Source organism: Comamonas sp. (assembly GCF_036666375.1).
Classification (GTDB): domain Bacteria; phylum Pseudomonadota; class Gammaproteobacteria; order Burkholderiales; family Burkholderiaceae_C; genus Comamonas.
On sequence record NZ_JAVWWA010000175.1, the window covers coordinates 1 to 6289 of the forward strand.

At 64.4% G+C, this 6289-nt stretch carries 7 protein-coding genes and 1 pseudogene; 2 read left to right on the forward strand and 6 right to left on the reverse strand.

What is annotated here, in order from left to right; translation table 11 throughout:
* Together guaA and guaB are read right to left on the reverse strand one after the other, a co-directional pair.
* Positions 1-787: glutamine-hydrolyzing GMP synthase (guaA, locus tag RR928_RS23880; protein ID WP_332684542.1), on the reverse strand; the 787-nt coding region annotated here is incomplete at its 3' end.
* 198 nt (positions 788-985) lie between these two features.
* Positions 986-2461: an IMP dehydrogenase gene (gene guaB, locus RR928_RS23885; protein WP_261498487.1), complete on the reverse strand. Its 1476-nt coding sequence runs from the start codon at positions 2459-2461 to the stop codon at positions 986-988.
* Positions 2462-2619: 158 nt separating this feature from the next.
* On the opposite strand from guaB, the gene RR928_RS23890 reads away from it, so the two are divergent.
* Positions 2620-3168, forward strand: coding sequence for a DUF4124 domain-containing protein (locus tag RR928_RS23890; protein WP_332684547.1), 549 nt, complete (start codon positions 2620-2622; stop codon positions 3166-3168).
* Here the strand turns inward: RR928_RS23890 and RR928_RS23895 are convergent.
* Both RR928_RS23895 and RR928_RS23900 read right to left on the reverse strand, forming a co-directional pair.
* On the reverse strand, positions 3162-3500 hold the full coding sequence (locus RR928_RS23895) for an RnfH family protein (RefSeq protein ID WP_332538169.1): 339 nt from the start codon (positions 3498-3500) through the stop codon (positions 3162-3164). The two genes, RR928_RS23890 and RR928_RS23895, sit on opposite strands and share 7 nt — an antisense overlap.
* Positions 3493-3933, reverse strand: a complete 441-nt coding sequence (locus tag RR928_RS23900; protein ID WP_332538170.1) for a type II toxin-antitoxin system RatA family toxin — start codon at positions 3931-3933, stop codon at positions 3493-3495. The genes RR928_RS23895 and RR928_RS23900 overlap by 8 nt, the downstream gene beginning before the upstream one ends.
* Before the next feature lie 142 nt (positions 3934-4075).
* Between RR928_RS23900 and smpB the strand changes: the two genes are divergently transcribed.
* Positions 4076-4549, forward strand: a complete 474-nt coding sequence (smpB, locus tag RR928_RS23905) for an SsrA-binding protein SmpB (protein ID WP_213304108.1) — start codon at positions 4076-4078, stop codon at positions 4547-4549.
* Positions 4550-4767: 218 nt separating this feature from the next.
* Here the strand turns inward: smpB and RR928_RS23910 are convergent, their stop codons facing one another.
* Together RR928_RS23910 and RR928_RS23915 are read right to left on the reverse strand one after the other, a co-directional pair.
* Positions 4768-5862 (reverse strand): enoyl-CoA hydratase/isomerase family protein, encoded by a 1095-nt coding sequence (locus RR928_RS23910; RefSeq protein ID WP_332548020.1) that lies wholly within the window; start codon positions 5860-5862, stop codon positions 4768-4770.
* A gap of 167 nt (positions 5863-6029) precedes the next feature.
* Positions 6030-6289, reverse strand: a pseudogene (locus RR928_RS23915) (translational GTPase TypA); the annotation flags it as partial.

The following is a 6289-nucleotide window of genomic DNA, read 5'->3' on the forward strand; positions in this document are numbered from 1 at the left end:
GGCCGTGGTCGACGAAGACGCAGGTCAGCTGGTCGCCGATGGCGCGGTGGATCAGCGCCGCGGCCACGGACGAATCGACGCCGCCCGACAGGCCCAGGATGACTTCCTCGTCGCCCACCTGTTCGCGGATCTTGGCGACGGCTTCCTCGATGTAGTCGCCCATGATCCAGTCCGGCGCGGCGCAGCAGATGTCGCGCACGAAGCGGTTTAGCATGGCCTGGCCCTGCACGGTGTGCGTGACTTCGGGGTGGAACTGCACGGCGTAGTAGCGGCGCGATTCGTCGGCCATGCCCGCGATGGGGCAGGACGGCGTGGAGCACATGACCTTGAAGCCCTCGGGCAGCTGGGTCACCTTGTCGCCGTGGCTCATCCAGACCTTGAGCATGCCGTGGCCTTCGGCCGTGGTGAAGTCTTCGATGCCTTCAAGCAGATTGGTGTGGCCGTGGGCGCGCACTTCGGCGTAGCCGAATTCGCGGTTGTTCGAGCCTTCGACCTTGCCGCCCAGCTGGGTCGCCATGGTCTGCATGCCGTAGCAGATGCCCAGCACGGGAATGTCCAGCTCGAACACCGCATCAGGCGCGCGGTCGTCGACTTCGTAGACGCTGGCGTGGCTGCCCGAAAGAATCACCCCCTTGAGCTTGCCGTCGGCGGCGAACTCGCGCACCCAGTCGCTGCTCACATCGCAAGGATGGACTTCGCAGTAGACATGGGCTTCGCGCACGCGGCGGGCAATCAGCTGGGTGACTTGGGAGCCGAAGTCGAGGATGAGGATCTTGTCGTGTTGCATGGTCTGGAAAATGGCAAGGCCCGACCTGCCTGCTTGCGCAGCGGATCGGGCCGTTGGATGGCGATCAACCGATTTTAAAGTGGCTCACTCCACCCTTGATGCGTCGTTGCTTTGCCTTGCCGTGCTATTCGCACTGTCTGCGGCAATGCGCCTAGCCTCAACCGCAAATCTACGATTTGCTGGGTGGATTCAGCCACTTTAATCGGCGCGGTAGTTCGGGGCTTCCTTGGTAATTTGCACGTCATGGACGTGGCTTTCGCGGATGCCGGCCGTCGTGATCTCGACAAATTCAGCCTGGTTGTTCATCTGTTCGATGCTCGAGCAACCGCAGTAGCCCATGGCCGCGCGCACGCCGCCGGCCATCTGGTAGACGATGGAGACCATCGAGCCCTTGTAGGGAACGCGGCCTTCGATGCCTTCGGGAACCAGCTTGTCGGCGTTCGGGTTGCCGGTCGACGATTCCTGGAAGTAGCGGTCGGCCGAGCCTTGCTGCATCGCGCCGATCGAGCCCATGCCGCGGTAGCTCTTGTACGAGCGGCCCTGGTACAGGATGACTTCGCCCGGAGCTTCTTCGGTGCCGGCGAACATGCCGCCCATCATGATGGTCGAGGCGCCAGCGGCCAGCGCCTTGGCGATGTCGCCCGAGAAGCGCACGCCGCCGTCGGCGATCAGCGGCACGCCCGTGCCCAGCAGGGCCGTGGCCACGCTGTCGATCGCCATGATCTGGGGCACGCCCACACCGGCAACGATGCGCGTGGTGCAGATGGAGCCCGGGCCGATACCGACCTTGACCGCATCGGCACCGGCTTCGACCAGTGCCAGCGCGGCCGCGCCGGTGGCGATGTTGCCGCCGACCACGTCGACCTGCGGGTAGTTCTGCTTGACCCAGCGCACGCGCTCGATCACACCCTGGCTGTGGCCGTGGGCGGTGTCGACGATGATGGCGTCCACGCCGGCCTTGACCAGCAGTTCAACGCGCTCTTCGGTGCCTGCACCCACGCCCACGGCTGCGCCCACGCGCAGTCGGCCGGCGGCGTCGCGCGCGGCATTGGGGAAGGTGGTCTGCTTGTTGATGTCCTTGACGGTGATCAGGCCCTTGAGCTCGAAATCATCGTTGACGACAAGAATGCGTTCGAGCTTGTGCTTGTTGAGCAGCGCCTTGGCTTCGGCGGGCGTGGTGCCGGCCTTTTCGTTGACGGTGATCAGCTTTTCGCGCGGCGTCATGATCTGGCTGACCTTGACGTCGTAACGCGTTTCGAAGCGCACATCGCGGCTGGTGACGATGCCGACGACCTTGCCGCCATCGCAGACCGGGAAACCGGAGATGCCGAGGTTTTCCGAAAGCTGCAGCACCTGCAGTACAGTGTGCTCAGGGGTGATGACCACGGGGTCGATCACGACGCCGGACTCATGGCGCTTGACCTTGTTCACTTCGGCGGCCTGTTCCTGGGCCGTCATGTTCTTGTGGATGATGCCGATACCGCCCTCTTGCGCAATGGCGATCGCCAGGCGCGCTTCCGTCACGGTGTCCATCGCGGCGGACACCAGGGGAATGTTCAGGGAAATATTGCGGGAAAAACGTGTCGCGAGAGACGTGTCCTTGGGGAGGACTTGGGAGTAAGCGGGTACCAGCAACACATCGTCGAAGGTCAGTGCTTTACCAAGAAGGCGCATGTGAAAGCTCCAAAAAAACGATTGTACCTGTGAGTGCAATTCTTACAGACGGCGCCTGGTTTTTTCCCGCGCGACCTTGGCAGGGTCGATGGGAAGTGCGAAGATTCCGCCGCTGGCCTGCTCCATTGCACCGGCCTTCCCACTTTGATCCTGCCGCCATGAACGTCTTCACGCTTGTCCTGCTCTGCGCGAGCAGCCTTTTTTCCGCCAATGCGCTGGCGCAATGGCAGTGGGTCGATGCACAGGGGCGCAAGGTGTTCAGCGACCTGCCGCCGCCCGTGGAAATACCGACCGAGCGCATCGTCAAGCGCCCAGGCGGCGCCAAATCCGCGCCGGCACCCGCCTCCCAGGCACCGGGCCCGGCCGCAGCCTCATCTTCGGCGGCGCCCGTGAGCCGCAGCTCCGGCGTGGACCCCGCATTGCAGGCCAAGAAAAACGCCGAGGAAGCCGAAAAGACCAGGCGCGAACAGGCCGAGGCCGATGCCCAGGAGAAGAAGCTGGCCCAGGCGCGCCAGGAAAACTGCACACGCGCCAAGGCCGCGCAGACGGCCCTGACCGATGGCCGGCTGATTGCGCACACCAACGCCAACGGCGAACGGGTGTTCATGGACGACGCCGCGCGCAGCGCCGAACGCCAGCGCGCGCAAAGCACCATAGCCAGCGACTGCGGCCCGGCGCCCAAGGCGGCCCAGCCAGGCGTTCAGTAACCGGCCTTGCCGCCTGGACGCTGGCGCGAAAACAGGCCCGCGCCGCGTGCGCCCTGGCGCGCGAAACGCTCGCGCCGCGCGACCTTGGGGTCGACCAGCAGCGAACGGTACAGTTCGACACGGTCGCCGTCGTGCAGCAACTGGCTGCGCTCGGCACGCCGCCCCCAGATACCGGCGGCGCAGGCGCTGTCCTGCAGCCCCACGGCGCGCAGCGCGTCCAGCACGCAGGCGCCAGGCGGCAGCTGCAGCGTCCACTCCTGCGCCTGGCCGGCCGCGGCAGAAAACACCACCTCCACGCTCAGTTGCGTCCCGGCGGCCAATGCTTCAGCCATAGACCTGTTCCGCGCGCTTGATGAAGGCATCGACCATCGAGCCCGCAATGCGATCGAACACCGGCCCGACCAGCGCCGCCAGCGCCACGTTGTCGAAGCCATAGCTCAGGCGCAGCTCCACCTTGCAGGCGCGCTGCGAGCCGTCGCCCACCGGATGAAAGAACCAGTCGCCTTCAAGATGCGAGAATGGACCTTTGACCAGTCGAATGGTCACGCGCCGGCCTTCTTCGTGGGTGTTGCGGGTCACGAAGGATTTCTTCAAGCCACCCAGCGCCATGCCCACTTCCGCCGTCATGCCCTGCGCGTCCTGTTCCAGGATGCGTGCATGGTCGCACCAGGGCAGGAAGTCGGCGTAATGGTCCACATCCGTCACCAAGGCATACATTTCTTCGGGGCTGTACCAGATGAGGACGGATTTGTTGACTGTTTTCATGGAAAAGGGGCCTGAATAGGGATGCTGCGAAGGCCATCGCAGCATTGCCGGCCGATGGAAACTAAAATCTCTGCAGCGAGACGACAAACAACATTGTAGGGAGAGCTTTTATCTCCTGAATTGCGCCGCACTTAATTCATACATGGCAAAACAAACTGATTCCCCGTCCCGCATTGCCGACAACAAAAAAGCGGCTTACAACTACTTCTTCGAGGAACGCCACGAGGCGGGCATGGTCCTGCACGGCTGGGAAGTCAAGGCCTTGCGCGAAGGCAAGGTCCAGCTGACCGACGGCTACGTGGTCATCAAGGATGGCGAGCTGTACCTGATCGGCTGCCAGATCAACCCGCTGCGCACCGCTTCCACGCACGTGAGCCCCGACGCCGCGCGCACCAAGAAGCTGCTGCTGCACAAGGAAGAGATCAAGCGCCTGATCGGCAAGGTCGAGCAAAAGGGCTATACGCTGGTGCCGCTGAACCTGCACTGGAAGAACGGCCTGGTCAAGGCCGAGATCGCGCTGGCCAAGGGCAAGGGCGAGCACGACAAGCGCGACACCATCAAGGACCGCGAAGGCAAGCGCGAAGTCGAGCGCGCAATGAAGGGGCGCAATCGCTGATTGCGCTTCAGGCCCGAACGGGCCAGGGGGCTCTCTGTGCCCATCATCCGTTCGCCCTGAGCGTGTCGAAGGGCGTTTTAGGGCGCGCCGCAAAATGCGCTGCTAAAGCGCTTGCACCATGTGTTCACCCTTCGACAAGCTCAGGGCGAACGGAGAAAACCCGGTGCGGTGCTCCCAAGACATGAATCATGTTCCGACGCACCGCTCACTCTGGCCCGTCAGTCCGCCAGCCCCGCCAGCGGATGCGAATGCGCCGGCCAGGGGCTGGCAAAGAATGCCTGCCAGTCGGCCTGCTGCACGTCCTCGATGCGCGCGGGATTCCAGCGCGGCGCATGGTCCTTGTCGACGGCCAGCGCGCGAATGCCTTCGAGGGTTTCGCTGCGCCCTGGGCGCAGGTAGAAGCAATGGCGCACCATGTCGCGCTCCATGCGCAGGTCGTCGGCCAGGCCCATGGCGCGCGCGCGGCGCACCTGTTCGAGCACCACATGCAGCATCAGCGGCGAGCGCTTGCGCAGCAGCGCGGCCGTGGCCTGGGCCCATTCGCTGCCGCCCTCCTCCAGCGCGGCGACGATGGCCGCGACCGTGGGCAGGGCGAAGTACTGGTCGATCTCGGCTTGGCGGTGCGCGAAATGCGTGGGCGCCGTGCCCAGTTGCGCATCGATCCACTGCTGCACCGCAGCGCCGTCGGCGAAGTCGCGCGTGGCCAGGGCCTCCCACAATTCAGGCAACTGCGCTGACGGCACCAGGCCATCGGCCAGGCCCAGCGCGATCGCATCGCCCGCAGCAATGGTCTCGCCAGTGAGGCCCAGCCATTCGCCCGCGCGGCCCGGGCAGCGGCTGAGGAAGTAGCCGCCACCGACATCCGGGAACAGGCCGATCGCCGTCTCGGGCATGGCCATCTTGGTGCGCTCGGTCACGATGCGCGCGCTCGCGCCCTGGCTGATGCCCATGCCGCCGCCCATGACGATGCCGTCCATGAAAGCGATGTAGGGCTTGGGGTAATGGTGGATCAGGTGGTTGAGCGCATATTCCTCGGTGAAGAAATCCTCGAGCTGCGGGTTGCCCGTGCTGCCGGCCTGGTGCAGGAAGCGGATATCGCCGCCCGCGCACAGCGCGCCGAACACGCCTTCCTTGTTGCTGCCGCGCAGCGCGACCGCCAGCACCTGCGGGTCGTCCTGCCATTCGAGCAGCGCAGCCATCAATTCACGCACCATCTCCAGCGACAGCGCATTGAGCGCGCGCGCACGGTTGAGCGTGATGCAGCCGATGCGGCCGCGCACTTCGGTCAGGACTGGCGCCGTTGTCTCCGTCATATTGTGTTCCTCTGGTCTACCTGTGATTCAGCGCAGCCACGCGGCCGCGCGCCAACCGTGAACCTTAACCGAGCCTCGCCGCCTGCCCGTGTCGCAGACGCAAAAAAAGCCGCACAAGGCGGCTTTTTTTGGCGAACGCAATGCAGGGCAGGCGTTCTTCAACGATCTCAGCGTCCAGCACGCTTGCGATCGCTTTCCTTCAAGAAGCGCTTGCGCACGCGCACGCTCTTGGGGGTGATTTCAACCAGCTCGTCGTCCTCGATGAATTCCACCGCGTATTCCAGCGACAGGTCGATCGGGGGCGTGATCTTGATCGCATCTTCCTTGCCGGACACGCGGAAGTTGGTCAGCTGCTTGGTACGCGTGGCGTTCACCACCAGGTCGTTGTCACGGCTGTGGATGCCGATGATCATGCCTTCGTACACGG